This window comes from Pseudomonas cichorii (genome assembly GCF_015471405.1).
GTDB lineage: Bacteria > Pseudomonadota > Gammaproteobacteria > Pseudomonadales > Pseudomonadaceae > Aquipseudomonas > Aquipseudomonas serbiensis.
Map to the genome: position 1 here is coordinate 43,473 of NZ_BLVZ01000014.1, position 17,180 is coordinate 60,652.

15 protein-coding genes are annotated in these 17,180 nt (G+C 58.1%); 3 read left to right on the forward strand and 12 right to left on the reverse strand.

Translation table 11 applies throughout. The features are described 5' to 3' along the window. Positions 1-58: 58 nt before the first annotated feature. From JL015_RS21015 to JL015_RS21040, 6 genes are all read right to left on the reverse strand, one after another. Positions 59-1,831: an ABC transporter substrate-binding protein gene (locus tag JL015_RS21015; RefSeq protein ID WP_201004334.1), complete on the reverse strand. Its 1,773-nt coding sequence runs from the start codon at positions 1,829-1,831 to the stop codon at positions 59-61. Between the two features lie 75 nt (positions 1,832-1,906). Beyond that, positions 1,907-2,179 carry a DUF2160 domain-containing protein gene (locus tag JL015_RS21020; protein ID WP_201004336.1) on the reverse strand — a complete coding sequence of 91 codons (273 nt, stop codon included), beginning with the start codon at positions 2,177-2,179 and terminating at the stop codon, positions 1,907-1,909. 11 nt (positions 2,180-2,190) lie between these two features. Next, positions 2,191-2,991, reverse strand: a complete 801-nt coding sequence (locus tag JL015_RS21025; RefSeq protein WP_117165301.1) for a carbohydrate ABC transporter permease — start codon at positions 2,989-2,991, stop codon at positions 2,191-2,193. A 9-nt stretch (positions 2,992-3,000) separates the two neighbouring features. Further along, positions 3,001-3,864, reverse strand: a complete 864-nt coding sequence (locus JL015_RS21030) for a carbohydrate ABC transporter permease (RefSeq protein WP_201004338.1) — start codon at positions 3,862-3,864, stop codon at positions 3,001-3,003. Further along, a complete protein-coding gene (locus tag JL015_RS21035) occupies positions 3,861-4,970 on the reverse strand; it encodes an ABC transporter ATP-binding protein (protein WP_201019795.1) in 1,110 nt (369 codons plus the stop codon). The genes JL015_RS21030 and JL015_RS21035 overlap by 4 nt, the downstream gene beginning before the upstream one ends. Next, positions 4,970-6,064 carry an ABC transporter ATP-binding protein gene (locus JL015_RS21040; protein WP_201004342.1) on the reverse strand — a complete coding sequence of 365 codons (1,095 nt, stop codon included), beginning with the start codon at positions 6,062-6,064 and terminating at the stop codon, positions 4,970-4,972. Before JL015_RS21040 ends, JL015_RS21035 begins: the two co-directional genes overlap by 1 nt. 299 nt (positions 6,065-6,363) lie before the next feature. On the opposite strand from JL015_RS21040, the gene JL015_RS21045 reads away from it, so the two are divergent. Beyond that, positions 6,364-8,217 carry a sigma-54-dependent Fis family transcriptional regulator gene (locus JL015_RS21045; RefSeq protein WP_201019796.1) on the forward strand — a complete coding sequence of 618 codons (1,854 nt, stop codon included), beginning with the start codon at positions 6,364-6,366 and terminating at the stop codon, positions 8,215-8,217. A 66-nt stretch (positions 8,218-8,283) separates the two neighbouring features. On the opposite strand, the gene cysS is transcribed toward JL015_RS21045, so the two are convergent. Together cysS and JL015_RS21055 are read right to left on the reverse strand one after the other, a co-directional pair. Beyond that, positions 8,284-9,666, reverse strand: coding sequence for a cysteine--tRNA ligase (gene cysS / locus JL015_RS21050; RefSeq protein ID WP_201019797.1), 1,383 nt, complete (start codon positions 9,664-9,666; stop codon positions 8,284-8,286). A gap of 10 nt (positions 9,667-9,676) precedes the next feature. Beyond that, entirely contained in the window at positions 9,677-11,371 is a 1,695-nt protein-coding gene (locus JL015_RS21055) for a glutamine--tRNA ligase/YqeY domain fusion protein (RefSeq protein ID WP_201019798.1), read from the reverse strand. Between the two features lie 208 nt (positions 11,372-11,579). Here JL015_RS21055 and JL015_RS21060 point away from each other — a divergent pair, with 208 nt between their 5' ends. Further along, a complete protein-coding gene (locus JL015_RS21060) occupies positions 11,580-12,083 on the forward strand; it encodes a peptidylprolyl isomerase (RefSeq protein ID WP_201004349.1) in 504 nt (167 codons plus the stop codon). Beyond that, on the forward strand, positions 12,080-12,826 hold the full coding sequence (gene lpxH / locus JL015_RS21065; protein ID WP_201019799.1) for a UDP-2,3-diacylglucosamine diphosphatase: 747 nt from the start codon (positions 12,080-12,082) through the stop codon (positions 12,824-12,826). Before JL015_RS21060 ends, lpxH begins: the two co-directional genes overlap by 4 nt. A gap of 119 nt (positions 12,827-12,945) precedes the next feature. Here the strand turns inward: lpxH and JL015_RS21070 are convergent, their stop codons facing one another. The 4 genes from JL015_RS21070 to JL015_RS21085 all read right to left on the reverse strand — a co-directional run bounded on the left by JL015_RS21070 (position 12,946) and on the right by JL015_RS21085 (position 17,055). Further along, positions 12,946-14,475, reverse strand: a complete 1,530-nt coding sequence (locus tag JL015_RS21070) for a DHA2 family efflux MFS transporter permease subunit (protein WP_201019800.1) — start codon at positions 14,473-14,475, stop codon at positions 12,946-12,948. A 63-nt stretch (positions 14,476-14,538) separates the two neighbouring features. After that, positions 14,539-15,744 (reverse strand): HlyD family secretion protein, encoded by a 1,206-nt coding sequence (locus JL015_RS21075; protein WP_201019801.1) that lies wholly within the window; start codon positions 15,742-15,744, stop codon positions 14,539-14,541. 61 nt (positions 15,745-15,805) lie between these two features. Then, positions 15,806-16,255, reverse strand: a complete 450-nt coding sequence (locus tag JL015_RS21080) for a MarR family winged helix-turn-helix transcriptional regulator (protein ID WP_374063454.1) — start codon at positions 16,253-16,255, stop codon at positions 15,806-15,808. 188 nt (positions 16,256-16,443) lie between these two features. Further along, the gene (locus JL015_RS21085) at positions 16,444-17,055 is read right to left on the reverse strand and encodes a tRNA-(ms[2]io[6]A)-hydroxylase (protein WP_122320629.1); all 612 of its coding nucleotides are present in this window, start codon (positions 17,053-17,055) and stop codon (positions 16,444-16,446) included. Between the last annotated feature and the right edge of the window lie 125 nt (positions 17,056-17,180).

Genomic DNA, 17,180 nt, shown 5'->3' on the forward strand with positions numbered 1-17,180 from the left:
GTGTTCCCACAATGAAAAACGGCACCTCATGAGGTGCCGTTTTCATTCAGGTCATCGATTACTTGCGTGCCGCCTCCCAGCTTTTAAGCAGCTCGGAATACGCCACGGTCTCGCCTTTGGGCTTCTCGTTGGCCAGTTTGCGTTGCGGAGCAGCCCAGCCGTCCGGAGACGCCTCGCCCTTCTTGTACCACTCTTCTGCCGTGGTTTCCGGGTTCAGCTTCGGTGCACAGCCGCTCTTCTCCTGAGCCTTGGAGCGCTCAAGCCGCATCAGGATAGAGTCCTGATCCTTGGCCAGCCCGTCCAGAGCCTGTTGCGCAGTCTTCTCGCCGGTTACCGCTTCCGCAACATGACTCCACCACAGTTGAGCCAGTTTCGGGTAGTCAGGAACGTTGGTGCCGGTCGGCGACCATTGCACACGGGCCGGGCTGCGATAGAACTCGACCAGACCACCCAGCTTGGGTGCCAGCTCTGTCATTTCCCTGGAGTTGATGTCCGACTCACGAATCGGCGTCAGCCCTACGATGGTTTTCTTCAGGGAAACGGTTTTCGAGGTCACGAACTGCGCGTACAGCCAGGCTGCCAACCTTTGTTTCTCTGGTGTCGAATACAGGAAAGTCCACGATCCCACATCCTGATACCCCAGTTTCATACCGTCTTTCCAGTACGGGCCTTTGGGCGAAGGTGCCATGCGCCACTTGGGCGTGCCATCGGCATTCATCACCGGCAAGCCGGGCTTGGTCATGTCTGCAGTAAACGCGGTGTACCAGAAGATCTGCTGCGCGACGTTGCCTTGGGAAGGCACCGGGCCAGACTCGGAGAACGTCATGCCCGCCGCTTCCGGTGGCGCATAAGCCTTGAGCCAGTCGATGTATTTCTGAGTGGCGAATACCGCCGCCGGGCCATTGGTGTCACCACCACGGGTAATGCTCGACCCCACCGGACGGCAGTTTTCTACGCGAATCCCCCACTCGTCCACAGGCAGACCGTTCGGCAGGCCTTTATCGCCGCCACCCGCCATGGAGAACCAGGCATCGGTGAAGCGCCAGCCCAGTGATGGGTCTTTCTTGCCGTAGTCCATATGGCCATAAATGCGCTTGCCGTCGATTTCCTTGACGTCTTCGCTGAAGAATTTGGCAATGTCCTCGTAAGCAGACCAGTTGACCGGCACACCCAGCTCATAGCCGTACTTGGCCTTGAACTTCGCTTTCAGGTCGGCACGCTCGAACCAGTCGGCGCGGAACCAGTAAAGGTTGGCGAACTGCTGATCAGGTAATTGATAGACCTTGCCGTCGGGCGCGGTCGTGAAGGACAGACCGATAAAGTCTTTCAGGTCCAGGGTCGGCGATGTCACTTTCTTGCCAGCATCACTGGCCATCAGTTCGGTCAGAGATTGCGCCTTGCCGTAGCGGAAATGGGTACCGATCAGGTCCGAGTCGTTTACCCAGCCGTCGTAGATATTCTTGTCCGACTGCATCTGGGTCTGGATCTTCTCGATCACGTCCCCTTCCTGCACCAGGTCGTGAGTCAGCTTGATCCCGGTGATTTCCGTAAACGCCTTGGCCAGGGTCTTGGATTCATATTCGTGGGTGGTCAGGGTTTCCGACACCACCTTGATTTCCATCCCGCGAAACGGTTCAGCCGCCTTGATGAACCACTCCAGCTCGGCCAACTGCTGCTCAGGGGTCAGGGTCGAAGGCTTGAATTCGGAGCCGATCCATTTTTTCGCGGCATCCTCATAGGCATCCGCCCACGCCGTCACGCTCAATCCACTGCATGCCAGCATCGAAGCCAGCGCCACGCTATGTCTCAGCTTGTTGTTTTTGTAGAACATAGACACCTCCAGATGATTATTACCCAGGGCACGTTGCCGCCTCCCGGACAGTCCCGGCACGAAACAGTTGCTCGGCTACCCCCAACGCATTACGACAAACAACCACACCAGCGATACCAGCGAGGCGATCCAGATGCTCCAGTCCGTCACGCCGATGACCAGCAAATGCAGGTAGGCACTTGCCAGCAGTCCGATAAACAAACGATCCCCCCGACTGGTCTCGATCGGCAGAAAACCGCGCCGCTCGACGCAAGGCGAACTCAGTTCCCACACCGTCATGCCCACCAGCAACAAAGCGATGACGCCGAAGAAACTCGCCGTCAGTGAAGTCCAGGCCATCCACTCCATATCTCGACTCCTCAGACCCGGCCCAGGGCAAAGCCCTTGACCACGTGATTGCGAACAAACCAGATCACCAGCATGCCCGGCAGAATGGTCAGCACTCCTGCCGCCGCCAGCACGCCCCAATCGATACCCGATGCCGATACGGTACGGGTCATGACTGCCGCGATGGGCTTGGCGTTGACCGACGTCAGGGTGCGCGCCAGCAGCAGCTCCACCCAGGAAAACATGAAGCAGAAGAACGCCGTCACGCCGATGCCGGAGCCAATCAGCGGCACGAAAATCTTCACGAAGAAGCGAGGAAAACTATAGCCGTCGATATAGGCAGTCTCGTCGATTTCCTTGGGTACACCCGACATGAAGCCTTCCAGAATCCACACCGCCAACGGCACATTGAACAGGCAGTGAGCCAGCGCCACGGCAATGTGGGTGTCGAACAGGCCAATCGAGGAATAAAGCTGGAAGAACGGCAGCAAAAACACGGCCGGTGGCGCCATGCGGTTAGTCAGCAGCCAGAAGAATAGATGCTTGTCACCCAGGAACCGGTAACGCGAAAACGCATAAGCCGCCGGCAATGCCACCGCCAGGGAAATGACCGTGTTCAGGCAGACGTAATACAGCGAGTTGATATAACCGCTGTACCAGCTTGGGTCGGTGAAAATCACCCGATAATTGGCCAGGGTGAAATCCTGCGGCCAGAGCGTCAGGCCACCGAGAATCTCGGTGTTGCTCTTGAACGACATGTTCAGCAGCCAGTAGATCGGCACCAGCAGAAACAGGATGTAGATCAATAACGGCACAGCCTTGCGTGCATTCATGGCCGATCCTCAGTTCTTGTCGCTATGGGTCATGGCGGTATAGAACAGCCACGAAACCAGCAGAATGATCAGGAAGTACACCAGCGAGAACGCCGCAGCCGGCCCAAGGTCGAACTGGCCGATAGCCATTTGCGTCAGGGTCTGGCTCAGGAAGGTCGTGGCGTTGCCCGGCCCGCCCCCGGTGAGGACAAACGGCTCGGTATAGATCATGAAGCTGTCCATGAAGCGCAGCATCACCGCAATCAGCAGCACACTCTTCATCTTCGGCAACTGGATATGCCGGAACACGGCCCAGCTCGACGCACGATCGATACGCGCAGCCTGGTAGTACACGTCCGGAATGGCCCGCAACCCCGAGTAACACAGCAGCGCAACCAGTGACGTCCAGTGCCAGACATCCATGACCAGCACTGTCACCCAGGCATCCATGGTGTTGGCCGCATAGTTGTAGCTGATGCCCAGTTGATTGAGGCTCCAGCCCAGCAACCCGATATCGGCACGGCCAAATATCTGCCAGATGGTGCCCACCACGTTCCATGGAATCAGCAGCGGAATGGTCATGACGATCAGACACAACGACGACCATCGCCCCTTGGTCGGCATGGTCAGGGCGATAGCGATACCCAGCGGAATCTCGATCAGCAGCACGCAGCCCGAGTAAATGAACTGCCGCAGCAGCGAGTCGTGCAAGCGCGGGTCCTGCAAGACCTGGCGATACCAGTCGGCGCCCACGAAATAACGGTTGGTCTGATCGAAGATGTCCTGCACCGAGTAATTGACCACGGTCATCATCGGCACAATCGCACTGAAGGCCACCAGCAGGAAAACCGGCAGTACCAGCCACCAGGCCTTGTTGTTATGGACCTTGTTCATGGCGCACCCCGCTCAGGACCGGACTCAAGCAAGAAATCATCGGCATACACCATCAGCCATTGCGCCGGAAAACTGATCCAGGCCTGGCCTTGTGGCACGGGCTTGTCTTCGGGCAGGCGCACTTTCAGGGTTTGCCCGGCCAGCGAAAGGGTCAAAATCTTGTAGGTGCCCAGATCCGCCACATGCACCACATCGCTACACATCGCCTCTTCATAGAGGCCATCCCAGACGTGAATGAACTCGGGACGGATGCCGATCTTCAGGCTGGTAAACGGTGTATTGGCAATCAATTGCTGCAAAGGGCCGGATAGCGGCACATGCACATCGCCGAAAACCACACCCTCACCCTGAGGCCGGACCTCGATCAGGTTCATGCCCGGGCTGCCAATGAAGTAGCCGACAAAAGTGTGTCGCGGCTTCTCGAACAACTCACGGGGCGTACCGAACTGTACGATCTGCCCGCCGTACATCACCGCAATCTTGTCGGCGAAGGTCGAAGCCTCCAGCTGATCGTGGGTGACGTAAACCATGGTGATATTGAACTGCTCGTGGATCTGCTTGAGCTTGCGGCGCAGTTTCCACTTCAGGTGCGGGTCGATCACCGTCAACGGCTCATCGAACAGGATGGCCGAGACGTCATCACGAACCAGCCCGCGCCCCATGGAAACCTTCTGCTTCTCGTCGGCCGTCAGGTTGCGCGCCTTCTTTTTCAGCAAGGGCTGCAAATCCAGGACCTCGGCGATTTCCTGCACCTTGGCCTGAACCCGCTTCTCATCCAGCCCCTGATTACGCAGCGGGAAGGCCAGGTTATCGAACACGGTCATGGTGTCGTAGACCACGGGAAACTGGAAAACCTGAGCGATGTTGCGACGCTCGGGGCTCAGATCATTGACCTCTTTGGAGTCAAACAGCACTTGCCCCTGGGACGGGCTCAGCAGGCCGGAAATGATATTGAGCAAGGTCGACTTGCCGCACCCGGAAGGCCCGAGCAACGCATAGGCGCCACCCTGCTCCCAGATATGAGTCATTTCCCGGATGGCGTAATCGTCAGGCCCCGGATTGGCGCTGTAGCTGTGAGCCAGGTTCTGCAAACGGATCTCGGCCATCAGGCAACCCTCGCCATGCGCAGACCGGGCGCCTGGATCAGGCGCCCCTGCTGATCGAACACAAAGAGTTTGTGGGTCGGGATATAGACCCGGATCGCGGCATCGACGTCATAGCCATGCACGCCAGGCAAGTGCAACACCAGCGCAAAAAGCTCGTTGCGCACATGCAGAAAGGTTTCGGAGCCGCTGATTTCCGCCAGCTCGACCGTCACCGCCAGTTCCAGATCGTCATCGTTGGACGGCACCAGGCTCAGGTGGCTGGGCCGCACGCCGAAACGGTATTCGCCGTCACCGATCTTGCGCAGGTCCGCATTGAGGGGGAAATGCACGAAATTGGCGAAACTGACTTCATTGCCTTCGATGCGACCGGGCATCAGGTTGATAGGAGGCTCGGAGAACAGTTCCGCCGCCAATACAGTACTCGGCCTCTGATAGACCTCGGCCGCCTTGCCGGTCTGCACCACGCGCCCTTCATGCAGGATGGTGGTCGTCCCGCCCAGCGCCAGGGCCTCGTTGGGCTCGGTCGTGGCATAAATGGCGATGGTGTGGCGCGCCGCGAACAACTCGCGCATTTCCTGACGCAGCTCTTCACGCAGCTTGTAGTCGAGGTTGACCAGCGGCTCATCGAACAGGATCAGCTCGGCATCCTTGACCAGCGCCCTGGCCATGGCCGTGCGCTGCTGTTGTCCGCCGGACAGCTCCAGAGGATGACGCTGGAGGAATTTTTCGATGCGCAGCATCTTCGCGGTTTCCAGCACCCGGCTCTGGATAACCTCTTTGGACATGCCCGCCTGACGCAATGGCGAAGCGATATTCTCGAACACGGTCATGCTCGGGTAATTGATGAACTGCTGATAGACCATCGACACATTGCGCTGGCGTACCGGCCGCTGAGTGACATCGACCCCGTTCATCAGCACCCGCCCCGTATCGGGCTTGTCCAGACCGGCCATCAGGCGCATCAGGCTGGTCTTGCCAGACAGCGTGCGCCCCAGCAGCACATTGAAAGATCCGGGTTCAAAACTCAGGGATGCGTCGTCGACCCATATCTGGCCATCGACTGCGCGACTGACGTGCTCCAACGTAAGTGACATGGCGTGCCCTTTGTTATTTTTTCTTGTCGGGGATACAGCTCAATACAGATTGCATAGAGCGACATTCGTGCCAGATCGCTGCCTTTTCATGAAAGGCGCAAGCTAGAGCGTCCGGCGCTTTTCGAGCGAACGAAGCGTCTTCACAGCTGAACAAAAATGAACAAAAAAAGATGAACACCTGAACAAATTGAACATTGACTTTGAACAATACTGAACGACACTGGATGAACACTTCGGGCACGGACGCTCCATGCAAGACCTAAAACAAAAACAACAAGGCACTCGCAGGATCCATGCTCATGGCCAATTCCAGCGCATCGCTTGCTCACGACATCATCATTCAGGATTCATGGACGCGCTGTCGGGACTTCGGTCTCAGCCATCAGTCGCGCCCCTCGTTCGGCGGGCTGCCGGGCGCGCAGGTTTCACAACTGCTGGAGCGCCATCACTCTCTGGTGCAAACCACCCATCAGGAAGTGCTGCCGGTCTATGAAAACATCCTCAGTAACTCCAACTGCCTGATCCTGCTGGCCGACAATCAAGGCCAGTTACTCAAGTCATGGGGCACCCAGCGCTTCGTCGATGCTTCGCAGACTCAGGGTTTCATGGCCGGGGCAAGCTGGAGCGAGCGCGGCGCGGGGACCAACGCCATCGGCACCGCACTGGCCTGTGAACAGGCAGTGCATATCGAGCCGGACGAGCACTTTCTCAAAGCCAATCGCTTCATGACGGGCTCCGCCTCACCGATATTCGATGCCGAACGGCGCATGATTGCGATACTGGACGTCTCCAGCGACAGCTTCCTGCCGCCCTCTCACACTCTGGGCATGGTGAAGATGATGAGCCAGTCGGTGGAAAACCGGCTGATTCTCGACCAGTTTCGCGACAGCCATTTCCAGCTGACCTTCAATACCGGCCTGAACAATCTGGACAGCCAATGGGCAGGCCTGCTGATTTTCGATGAAAGCGGCACAATCATCTGCGCCAATCGACGGGCCGACAATTTGCTGGGAGTCAGGCTGACCGGCGTCAGCATCGAAGACCTGTTCAAATGCCCGATCCTGCAACTGCTTGGCGAAACCGAAGCACGCCCTTTCGCATTGCATGCCTTCGGCAATAATCGTTTCCAGTGCCTGCTCAAGCGTCCACGGCGCAAACCGATCCAGTTATTGCAACCGGTGCGGCCAGCACAACAGGCCATAACGCAACCGACACTCGACCTGAAGGCCATCGATCTGGGCGATGCGAAAGTCGAAAAAGCGGTTCGCCAGGCTCAACGGCTGCTGGAAAAAGACATCCCGCTGTTGATCCACGGTGAAACCGGGGTCGGCAAGGAAGTGTTCGTCAAAGCCCTGCATCTGGCCAGCTCTCGCGCCAGCCAGCCCATGATTGCCGTCAACTGCGCGGCGATTCCGGCCGAACTGGTGGAGTCGGAACTGTTTGGCTACACCAAAGGGGCTTTCACCGGTGCCCATCAGAAAGGCAGCATCGGCCTGATCCGCAAGGCCGATAAAGGCACACTGTTTCTCGACGAAATCGGCGACATGCCGATGGCAGTGCAGGCGCGCCTGTTGCGGGTATTGCAGGAGCGTTGCGTTCAGCCGCTGGGCAGCAGCGAGCTGTATCCCGTGGATATCCGCCTGATCTCGGCCACCAACCACAGCCTGCGCGAACGGGTCCAAACGGGGCATTTTCGTCAGGATCTGTATTACCGGATCAGCGGGCTGAATATCGAACTGCCGCCGCTACGCGAACGCACCGACAAGCAGGCGCTGGTCCAGCGCATCTGGGAGCAACATCGTGAGCCTCACCAGCGGGCGGGGTTCTGCAACGAGGTGCTTGATCTGTTCGAGCATCATCCGTGGCCGGGCAATCTTCGCCAGCTCAATAGCGTGATTCAGGTGGCATTGGCATTGGCAGACGAGCAGAAGATCACCTTCGAGCATTTGCCGGAAGATTTCTTTCTGGATGCTCAGTTGGATGAAGAGCGAGACGAGCCGGTGGCGGCTCTGCGGCTAAAAGGAAGCTTCCCGTGTACCGAAGACCTGAACCACCTGTTGCAGGCGGCCGGAGGCAACATTTCACAGCTGGCCAAACGGTTGGGGGTTAGCCGCAATACGCTTTACAAGCGGTTGCGGGAGGTGCGCGAATAAGCGGTGACTGCTTCGCGAATGAATTCGCTCCTACCGTAGGAGCGAATTCATTCGCGAAAAAACAGGTCAGTCAGCCAGACGCCAGGTCGTCCCGCCCTTGCCGTCTTCCAGTATCACACCCATGGCGGTGATCTGGTCACGGATCCGGTCGGACTCGGCCCAGTTCTTGGCAGCACGCGCATCCAGACGCGCCTGGATCAGCGCTTCGACTTCAGCCGCATCGACACGCCCTTCGGCGCCGGCACGCAGGAAGTCTTCCGCTTCGAGCTGCAACACACCCAGCACACTGGCCAGTTGCTTCAGACGTGCCGCCAGACCCGCCGCCGCGGCCTGATCGCTGTCACGAAGACGGTTGATCTCACGAACCATCTCGAACAACACCGCACAGGCTTCAGGCGTACCGAAGTCATCGTTCATTGCAGCCGTGAAACGCTCGATGAACGCTTCGCCGCCCACAGGCTCGACAGACGGCAAGCCCTTGAGCGCGTGATAGAAACGCTCCAGCGCACTCTTGGACTCTTTCAGGCTGTCTTCGGAGTAGTTGATCGCACTGCGATAGTGGCTGGAAACCAGCAGGTAACGCACCACTTCCGGGTGATACTTGGCCAGCACATCGCGAATGGTGAAGAAGTTGTTCAAGGACTTGGACATCTTCTCGCCATTGATGCGAATCATGCCGCAGTGCATCCAGGCATTGGCGTAGGTCTTGCCGGTAGCGGCCTCGCTCTGGGCGATTTCGTTTTCATGGTGCGGAAATTCCAGGTCGCTGCCGCCACCATGAATATCGAACGTCTCACCCAGGCAGCAGGTGGACATCACCGAGCATTCGATATGCCAGCCCGGACGACCCGGCCCCCATGGCGACTCCCAGCTAGGCTCGCCGGGCTTGACGCCTTTCCAGAGCACGAAGTCCAGCGGATCGTCCTTGGACTCGTCCACTTCGATACGCGCACCGATGCGCAGGTCTTCGATCTTCTTGCGCGACAGCTTGCCGTAGCCCAGAAACTTGCCGACACGGTAATAAACGTCGCCATTGCCTGGAGCGTAGGCATAACCCTTGTCGATCAAGGTCTGGATCATGGCGTGCATGCCGTCGATATGATCGGTGGCACGCGGCTCCATGTCCGGCTTGAGGATGTTCAGACGCGCTTCATCCTCGTGCATGGCGTCGATCATGCGCGCCGTCAGCGCGTCGAACGATTCGCCGTTATCACGGGCACGATTGATGATCTTGTCATCGATATCGGTGATGTTACGCACATAAGTCAGGTCATAACCGCTGAAACGCAACCAGCGGGTGACCAGATCGAAGGCCACCATGCTGCGGCCATGGCCAAGGTGGCAGAAGTCGTACACGGTCATCCCGCACACGTACATCCGCACCTTGTTGCCATCCAGCGGCTTGAAGACTTCTTTGCTCTTGGTGAGCGTGTTGTAGATTGAAAGCACTGTCCTAACCTCAGCTCCAGGAATCCCGCAATGTCACTGTGCGGTTGAATACCGGGCGACCTGGCTTCGAGTCCTTGATGTCCGCGCAGAAATAGCCTTCGCGTTCGAACTGGAAACGGTCTTCCGGTTGCGCTTGCCCCAATGAAGGTTCAGCACGACAACCCGTCAGTACTTGCAGTGAATCCGGATTGATGTTCTCCAGGAAAGTGGCGCCATCTTCGGCCTTGTCAGGCGTCGGGGAGCGGAACAGGCGGTCATACAGACGCACTTCGCACTCGACGCTCGCGTCCGCCGGAACCCAGTGAATCACGCCCTTGACCTTGCGCCCTTCAGGGTTCTTGCCCAGGGTGTCAGGGTCGTAGGAGCAACGCAGCTCGACGATATTGCCGTCGGCGTCCTTGATGGCTTCGTCGGCACGGATCACATAGCTGCCGCGCAGGCGCACTTCACCGGCTGGCTCCAGGCGCTTGTAGCCTTTTGGTGGCTCTTCCATGTAATCGTCGCGATCGATGTAGATCTCGCGGGCGAACGGCAGCTCGCGCACGCCCAGGTCTTCCTTGGGGTGACGTGGCAATTCAAGCTTCTCGACCTGACCTTCCGGGTAGTTGGTGATCACGACTTTCAACGGGCGCAGCACGCACATGGCGCGTGGCGCGTTGCGGTCCAGATCGTCACGGATGCTGAATTCCAGCATCGCGAAGTCAACCACGCCGTCGGAGCGGTTGGTACCGACCATTTCGCAGAAGTTACGGATCGAAGCCGGCGTGTAGCCACGACGACGGAAGCCCGACAGGGTCGACATGCGCGGATCGTCCCAGCCACTGACGTGCTTTTCATCGACCAGTTGCTTGAGCTTGCGCTTGCTGGTGACGGTGTAGCTCAGGTTCAGACGCGAAAATTCGTACTGACGTGGCTTGCACGGCACCGGCAGGTTGTCCAGGAACCAGTCATACAGCGGACGATGGCCTTCGAATTCCAGGGTGCAGATCGAGTGAGTGATGCCTTCGATGGCATCGGACTGACCATGGGTGAAGTCATAGTTGGGGTAGATGCACCACTTGTCGCCGGTCTGGTGGTGATGAGCATGACGAATGCGGTACAGGATCGGGTCGCGCAGGTTCATGTTCGGCGAAGCCATGTCGATCTTGGCACGCAGCACACGAGCGCCGTCTTCGTACTCACCAGCTTTCATGCGGGCGAACAGGTCCAGGTTTTCCTCGACGCTGCGCTCACGGAACGGGCTGTTCTTGCCAGGCTCGGTCAGGCTGCCACGGTACTCGCGGGCCTGCTCGGGGGTCAGGTCGTCGACATAGGCCTTGCCCGACTTGATCAGCTCTACAGCCCAGTCGTGCAACTGGTCGAAATACTGCGAGGCATAGCGCACTTCGCCCGCCCACTCGAAGCCCAGCCACTTGACGTCACTCATGATGGCGTCGATGTATTCCTGGTCTTCCTTGGCCGGGTTGGTGTCGTCGAAACGCAGGTGCGTCGCGCCACCGAACTCGTTGGCCAGGCCAAAGTTCACACAGATCGACTTGGCATGACCGATATGCAGATAGCCGTTAGGCTCCGGCGGAAAGCGGGTCACGATTTGGGTGTGCTTGCCTGAATCCAGGTCTGCCTGCACGATCGGACGCAGGAAATTGGTAGGGACGACAGGGCCTGCCTTTGAATTCGCAGCGGGTTCTGGAGTGGGCTTGCTCATAGGATCCTTGGACATACAAGTGCGCGGCCAGGGTAGGCCGACTAAATCAAAGCGCTTATCATAGCCGAAGCTGTCAAGCCCCTGACAACAGAGTGCGCATTTGAGGGTGATAAAAGCAGCAAAATACCTGAAATATGTAACCACCCCTGTAAACTGCACGTCAGGGTAATACCGCGCCCATTCACGAATGCCAAGAGAGCGAGTAAGCATGTCCAAAGTAAAATTGACCACCAACCACGGCGATATCGTTCTGCAACTGAACGCAGAGAAGGCTCCGGTCACCGTTGCCAACTTTATCGAATACGTTAACGCTGGCCATTACAGCAACACCATTTTTCACCGTGTCATCCCTAACTTCATGATCCAGGGCGGCGGTTTCGAGCCGGGCATGAAAGAGAAGAAAGACAAGCGCCCAAGCATTCAGAACGAAGCCAACAACGGCCTGCCGAACAAGAAGTACAGCGTTGCCATGGCCCGTACCATGGAGCCGCATTCGGCATCCGCCCAGTTCTTCATCAACGTGGCTGACAACAGCTTCCTGAACCACAGCGCACCGACCGTTCAAGGCTGGGGCTATGCCGTGTTCGGTGAAGTGATCGAAGGCAGCGAAGTGGTCGACAAGATCAAAGGCGTTTCAACCACCAGCAAATCCGGCCACCAGGACGTACCGTCCGAAGACGTCATCATCGAGAAAGCAGAGATCGTTGAGTGATACTGCTGATCTCCGACCTGCATCTTGAGGAAAAGCGCCCGGATATTACCCGGGCGTTTCTGGATCTACTCTCTGGCCGGGCACGCCAGGCCAAGGCGTTGTATATCCTCGGGGACTTCTTCGAGGTCTGGGTCGGCGACGATGCAATGTCGCCGTTCCAGAGTTCGATCTGTCAGGCCCTGCGCGAACTGAGCGACAGCGGCACTCAGGTTTTCCTGATGCACGGCAACCGGGACTTCATGATCGGCAAGGCGTTCTGCAAGGCGGCTGGCTGCACCTTCCTGAACGATCCGAGCGTAGTTGCGCTAAACGGTGAGCCGGTGCTGTTGATGCATGGCGACAGCCTGTGTACCCGCGACGAAGGCTATATAAAGATGCGCCGCTACCTGCGCAACCCGGTGACCTTGTGGATATTGCGGCACCTGCCGTTGAATACCCGCCACAAGCTGGCGCGCAAACTGCGCAATGAAAGCCGTGTGAAAACCCGCATGAAAGCCAATGACATCGTTGATGTCACACCCGAGTTCATTCCCCTGGTGATGGAGCAATATGGCGTCCGCACACTGATTCACGGACACACCCATCGCCCGGCCATTCACAAGCTACAGATAGGCGACCAGACAGCGCAACGCATCGTATTGGGCGACTGGGACCGTCAGGGCTGGGCCTTGCAGGTGGACGAACAGGGCTTCTCCCTGAACGCCTTCGACTTCCCGCCTGAGCAGATGACACTGCTGAACTGAATCTGCTCAGTGGGAGGGAGCTTGCTCGCGACGGGGCCGGTAAATGTGAAAACTCATCACCCTCCAGGCCCTCTTCGCGACCAAGGTCGCTCCCACAGGACCGTGTCCGACCAGGCTATTTAATGACCGCCCGGCCCGGCCTTGGCGACAAACGGCGGTTTGGCCAGCCAGACCAGCAGAATCAACCCCGCAAACACCCAGCCCAGCATGTAGAAATAATCCACCGTGGACATCATGTAAGCCTGGCTGTTGAGGGTCTGTTCCAGTTGCGCATAAGCCTGCGGGCTCGCGCCTCCCAAACTGTTGAGCGCGTCACGGGTGGCCGGGTCGAAGGTGCTGATGTTTTCACTCAGGTAGGCGTGATGCTGATCGGCGCGGCGAATCCATATCCAGGTCGTGAGGGATGCCGCAAAGCTGCCGCCCAGAGTCCTGAGGAATGTCGCAAGCCCGGAGCCATCGGCGATCTGATGGGGCGGCAAGTCCGATAGCAGGATGCTCAAGGTCGGCATGAAGAACAGCGCCACACCAATACCCATGAACAACTGCACCAGCGCCACATGCTCGAAATCCACCTCGTTGGTAAATCCTGCCCGCATGAAGCAGCTCAAGCCCATGGCCAGGAATGCCAGACCGGCCAGCAAGCGCAGGTCGAACCTGTTGGCGTATTTACCGACGAAGGGCGACATCAATACCGGCAGGATACCGATAGGCGCCACAGCCAGCCCGGCCCATGTCGCGGTGTAGCCCATCTGGGTCTGCAACCATTGTGGCAGCAGCAGGTTGATCCCGAAGAAGCCGGAGTATCCACCGACCAGCACCAGAGTGCCGATCCGGAAGTTGCGATAGGCAAACAGCCGCAAGTTGACGATGGGATGCTTGTCGGTCATTTCCCAGATCACGAACACCGACAACGCCACAATGGAGATCACCGAACCGATCACGATGAAGTTCGACTCGAACCAGTCCATGTCGTTGCCCTTGTCCAGGACGACCTGCAATGCCCCGACACCAATGATCAGGGTCAGCAGCCCGACGTAATCCATCGGCTGACGACTGGTGCTCACCGGGCGCTTGGCCATTTGCGTACGCACCACCCAGGCCGCAAACAGGCCAATGGGGACATTGATGAAGAAAATCCACGGCCAGCTGTAACTGTCGGTGATCCAGCCGCCCAGAATCGGCCCGGCAATCGGCGCGACCACCGTGACCATGGCCAGCAGCGCCAGCGCCATCCCCCTTTTGGCGGGCGGGTAAACCGCGATCAGCAGCGTCTGGGTCATGGGATAAAGCGGCCCGGCCACCACACCTTGCAGCACCCGGAAGCCGACCAGTTCGGGCATCGACTGGGAAATGCCGCACAGGAACGAAGCCAGCACGAACAGCAGGGTTGCCCACAGGAACAGCTTGACCTCACCGAAACGGCGGCTGAGCCAGCCAGTCAGTGGCAAGGCAATCGCGTTGCTCACCGCAAACGAAGTGATGACCCAGGTCCCCTGCTCCGAACTCACGCCCAGATTTCCGGAAATGGTCGGCAAGGCGACGTTGGCAATAGTGGTATCGAGGACCTGCATGAAGGTCGCCAGCGACAGGCCGATGGTACACATCAGCAGGCTGGGCGGCGTAAATGAGGCCGGGGCGTTGTTGCTCATCGCAAATCCTTGGAAACTGAGACGGAGCCCCGACCCGAAGGACGGGGCTTGCGGATTGGCGGATCAGCGCTGGGCAGTCGCTTTGCTACTGGCTGCACTGTTGTCATGGATCAGACGCGCAATCATCGCGTCGGCATCAGCCAGTTGTTCGGCGTAGATATTGGTGCTGAAGCTCGCCTTCTTCGGCGGCTGCTGGGCCAGTACCGGGCCACTCTGGTCATGCAGATTGACATCGACCGTGGTCGACAGGCCGATCCGCAGCGGGTTGTTCGCCAGCTCATCGGGGTTGATGTGAATCCGCACCGGCACGCGCTGAACGATCTTGATCCAGTTACCGGTCGCGTTCTGAGCCGGCAACAGAGCGAAGGCACTCCCGGTCCCGGCACCCAGGCTGTCGATGGTGCCGCTGTATTTCACATGGCTGCCGTACAGGTCCGAGGTGATCTCCACCGGCTGGCCAATGCGCATATTGCCCAGTTGCGTCTCTTTGAAATTCGCGTCGATCCACAGCTGATCCAGCGGAATCACCGCCATGGTTGCAGTGCCCGGCTGAATCCGCTGGCCCAGTTGCACGGTACGTTTGGCCACATAACCGGTCACCGGCGACACAACCGTAGTACGGGCATCGGCCAGATACGCCTGACGCAATTGCGCAGCGGCAGCTTTTACGTCCGGGTGAGAAGAAACCACCGTGTCGTCCACCAGCGCAACGCTACTGGCCAGTTGTTGCTGGATATTGTTCAAGGAGCTCTGCGCGCTGGTCAGGTCATCCTTGGCGTGGGACAGCTCTTCCTGGGAAATCGCCCCGCTTACGGCCAGGCTACGGCGACGGTTGTAGTTGTCCTGAGCCTTCTGCACTTCGGCACGTTGCGCGGCCAGTTGCGCCTTCATGCCATCGACATTGCTGTAGAGCCCGCGCACCTGGCGCACGGCCTTGGCCAGATTGGCTTCAGCACTTTGCAGGCTGACTTCGGCATCGCTGGGGTCGAATTTGATCAGGACCTGGCCTTCGCGAACCAGATCACCGTCATCGGCGCCGATGCTGATGACCGTACCGGTGGTCAGCGGCGTGATTTCGACGACGTTGCCATTCACATAGGCGTCATCGGTACTTTCGCTCCAGCGGCCATAAAACTCATGCCAGGCCCAGACAGCCGCACCGCCAAGGATGACGATCAGGGCGAGCACCAGCAGCATGAATTTGCGCTTGCCCGGATTCGTGTCTTGCGGCGAGCTGGCAGATGGTTTTTCAGTAGCGGCAGTAGCCATGACGATTACCTGTAGTCGGTGAAGCAGTAATTGCGGGATATCGAGGTTTTACCGGGGCCGTTCATTTCGCCCCTGTGGACTTGAAGCTCAGGCGCGTGAGGGTGATGTGGTCGTCGGCGGCCACCAGCACCTTGGTCAGAATTCTTTGCAGGGTTTCGACTTCTTCCTTGTCCAGAACGGCAAATGTGTCGTTCATCGCGTCAGCACCGATCTGCGGCAGCAGGTCCGAAAGTTTCTGCCCCTGCTCGGTCAAGGCCACATGCACCTGGCGTCGGTCGGCTGCCGAACGGGTGCGCACGATCAACTCCTTTTGCTCCAGACGATCAAGCATGCGCGTCATGGAACCGCTGTCGAGGGACAGGTGCCGACACAATTCGACAGGGGTATCGAGGGCGAACTGGGAAATGATGATCAGCACCTTGAACTGCGAAAAGGTGACGTCATAAGGCAGCAAATACTTGTCCAGCATGCGGTCCTTGAGAGCATTGGTGCGACCGACCAACAGACCCATCAGGCTGGAATCAAAATTCTCGGACGTGAAATATTTCAAGGATTCACCATAAAAGCTGCTTAGGCAGCAATGTGGCGATATTACTGCCTAGACAGCTAATGTCAAAACATTTGTTAGCTGGCTAACAATATCTTCATAAAAAAACGACCGCTGGCAAGGCGGTCGTTTTTTATGAAGCCAGTGATAACTCAGGCCGCGGCAGGCACACCGCTATGGAAGCGGAATTCCTCATCGGGACTTTCGATCAATTCACGCTCGGCATGGCGAATCTCTTCGATCTTGGCGTCAACATCGGCTTTATCGCCATAGGTATAGGCCAGCTTCAAGTAGTCCTGAAAATGCCGGGCCTCGGACTTCAACAGACCGCCGTAGAACTTGGCAAGCTCTTCGTCCAGATGCGGCACCAGCGCAGCGAAACGCTCGCAGGAGCGGGCTTCGACGATGGCCCCCACAATCAGGGCGTCGGTCAGCCGGTAGGGATTATGGTTGCGCACCAGCTTGCGCAATGCCCCCGCATAACGCGCCGAACTGACGTTGGCCATCGGGATTTCGCGCTTGCGGATAATGCTCAGCACCTGCTCGAAATGCCGCAGCTCTTCACGGGCCAGCCGCGACATCTTGCTCAGCAGGTCGAACTTGTCGTTGTACTGGAACATGAACTGAAACGCCGCCCCGGCCGCCTTTTTCTCGTTGTTCGCATGATCGATCAACAGAATGTCCAGATTGCGCAAAGCGGCCTGAACCCAACTGTCGGGCGTGCGGCAAAGCAGGAAGGCTTCGATTTCAGGGATCGGGTACATAAGCTCACAGATAGCGGGTTTGCAAGGCCGCGCATTATACGAGGGGCGTGCGTCTGCGGCGATAGAAATGCAGTGATCCAGATCAAGCGACGACCCGATGCGCTGCAACTATAGTTGTGGAACAC

Excerpts from the sequence above, each read along its gene's own strand:
- JL015_RS21015 (WP_201004334.1), bottom strand. The coding sequence starts at position 1,831 with ATGTTCTACAAAAACAACAAGCTGAGACATAGCGTGGCGCTGGCTTCG.
- JL015_RS21020 (WP_201004336.1), bottom strand. The coding sequence starts at position 2,179 with ATGGAGTGGATGGCCTGGACTTCACTGACGGCGAGTTTCTTCGGCGTC.
- JL015_RS21025 (WP_117165301.1), bottom strand. The coding sequence starts at position 2,991 with ATGAATGCACGCAAGGCTGTGCCGTTATTGATCTACATCCTGTTTCTG.
- JL015_RS21030 (WP_201004338.1), bottom strand. The coding sequence starts at position 3,864 with ATGAACAAGGTCCATAACAACAAGGCCTGGTGGCTGGTACTGCCGGTT.
- JL015_RS21035 (WP_201019795.1), bottom strand. The coding sequence starts at position 4,970 with ATGGCCGAGATCCGTTTGCAGAACCTGGCTCACAGCTACAGCGCCAAT.
- JL015_RS21040 (WP_201004342.1), bottom strand. The coding sequence starts at position 6,064 with ATGTCACTTACGTTGGAGCACGTCAGTCGCGCAGTCGATGGCCAGATA.
- JL015_RS21045 (WP_201019796.1), top strand. The coding sequence starts at position 6,364 with ATGGCCAATTCCAGCGCATCGCTTGCTCACGACATCATCATTCAGGAT.
- JL015_RS21055 (WP_201019798.1), bottom strand. The coding sequence starts at position 11,371 with ATGAGCAAGCCCACTCCAGAACCCGCTGCGAATTCAAAGGCAGGCCCT.
- JL015_RS21060 (WP_201004349.1), top strand. The coding sequence starts at position 11,580 with ATGTCCAAAGTAAAATTGACCACCAACCACGGCGATATCGTTCTGCAA.
- JL015_RS21070 (WP_201019800.1), bottom strand. The coding sequence starts at position 14,475 with ATGAGCAACAACGCCCCGGCCTCATTTACGCCGCCCAGCCTGCTGATG.
- JL015_RS21075 (WP_201019801.1), bottom strand. The coding sequence starts at position 15,744 with ATGGCTACTGCCGCTACTGAAAAACCATCTGCCAGCTCGCCGCAAGAC.
- JL015_RS21080 (WP_374063454.1), bottom strand. The coding sequence starts at position 16,255 with ATGGGTCTGTTGGTCGGTCGCACCAATGCTCTCAAGGACCGCATGCTG.
- JL015_RS21085 (WP_122320629.1), bottom strand. The coding sequence starts at position 17,055 with ATGTACCCGATCCCTGAAATCGAAGCCTTCCTGCTTTGCCGCACGCCC.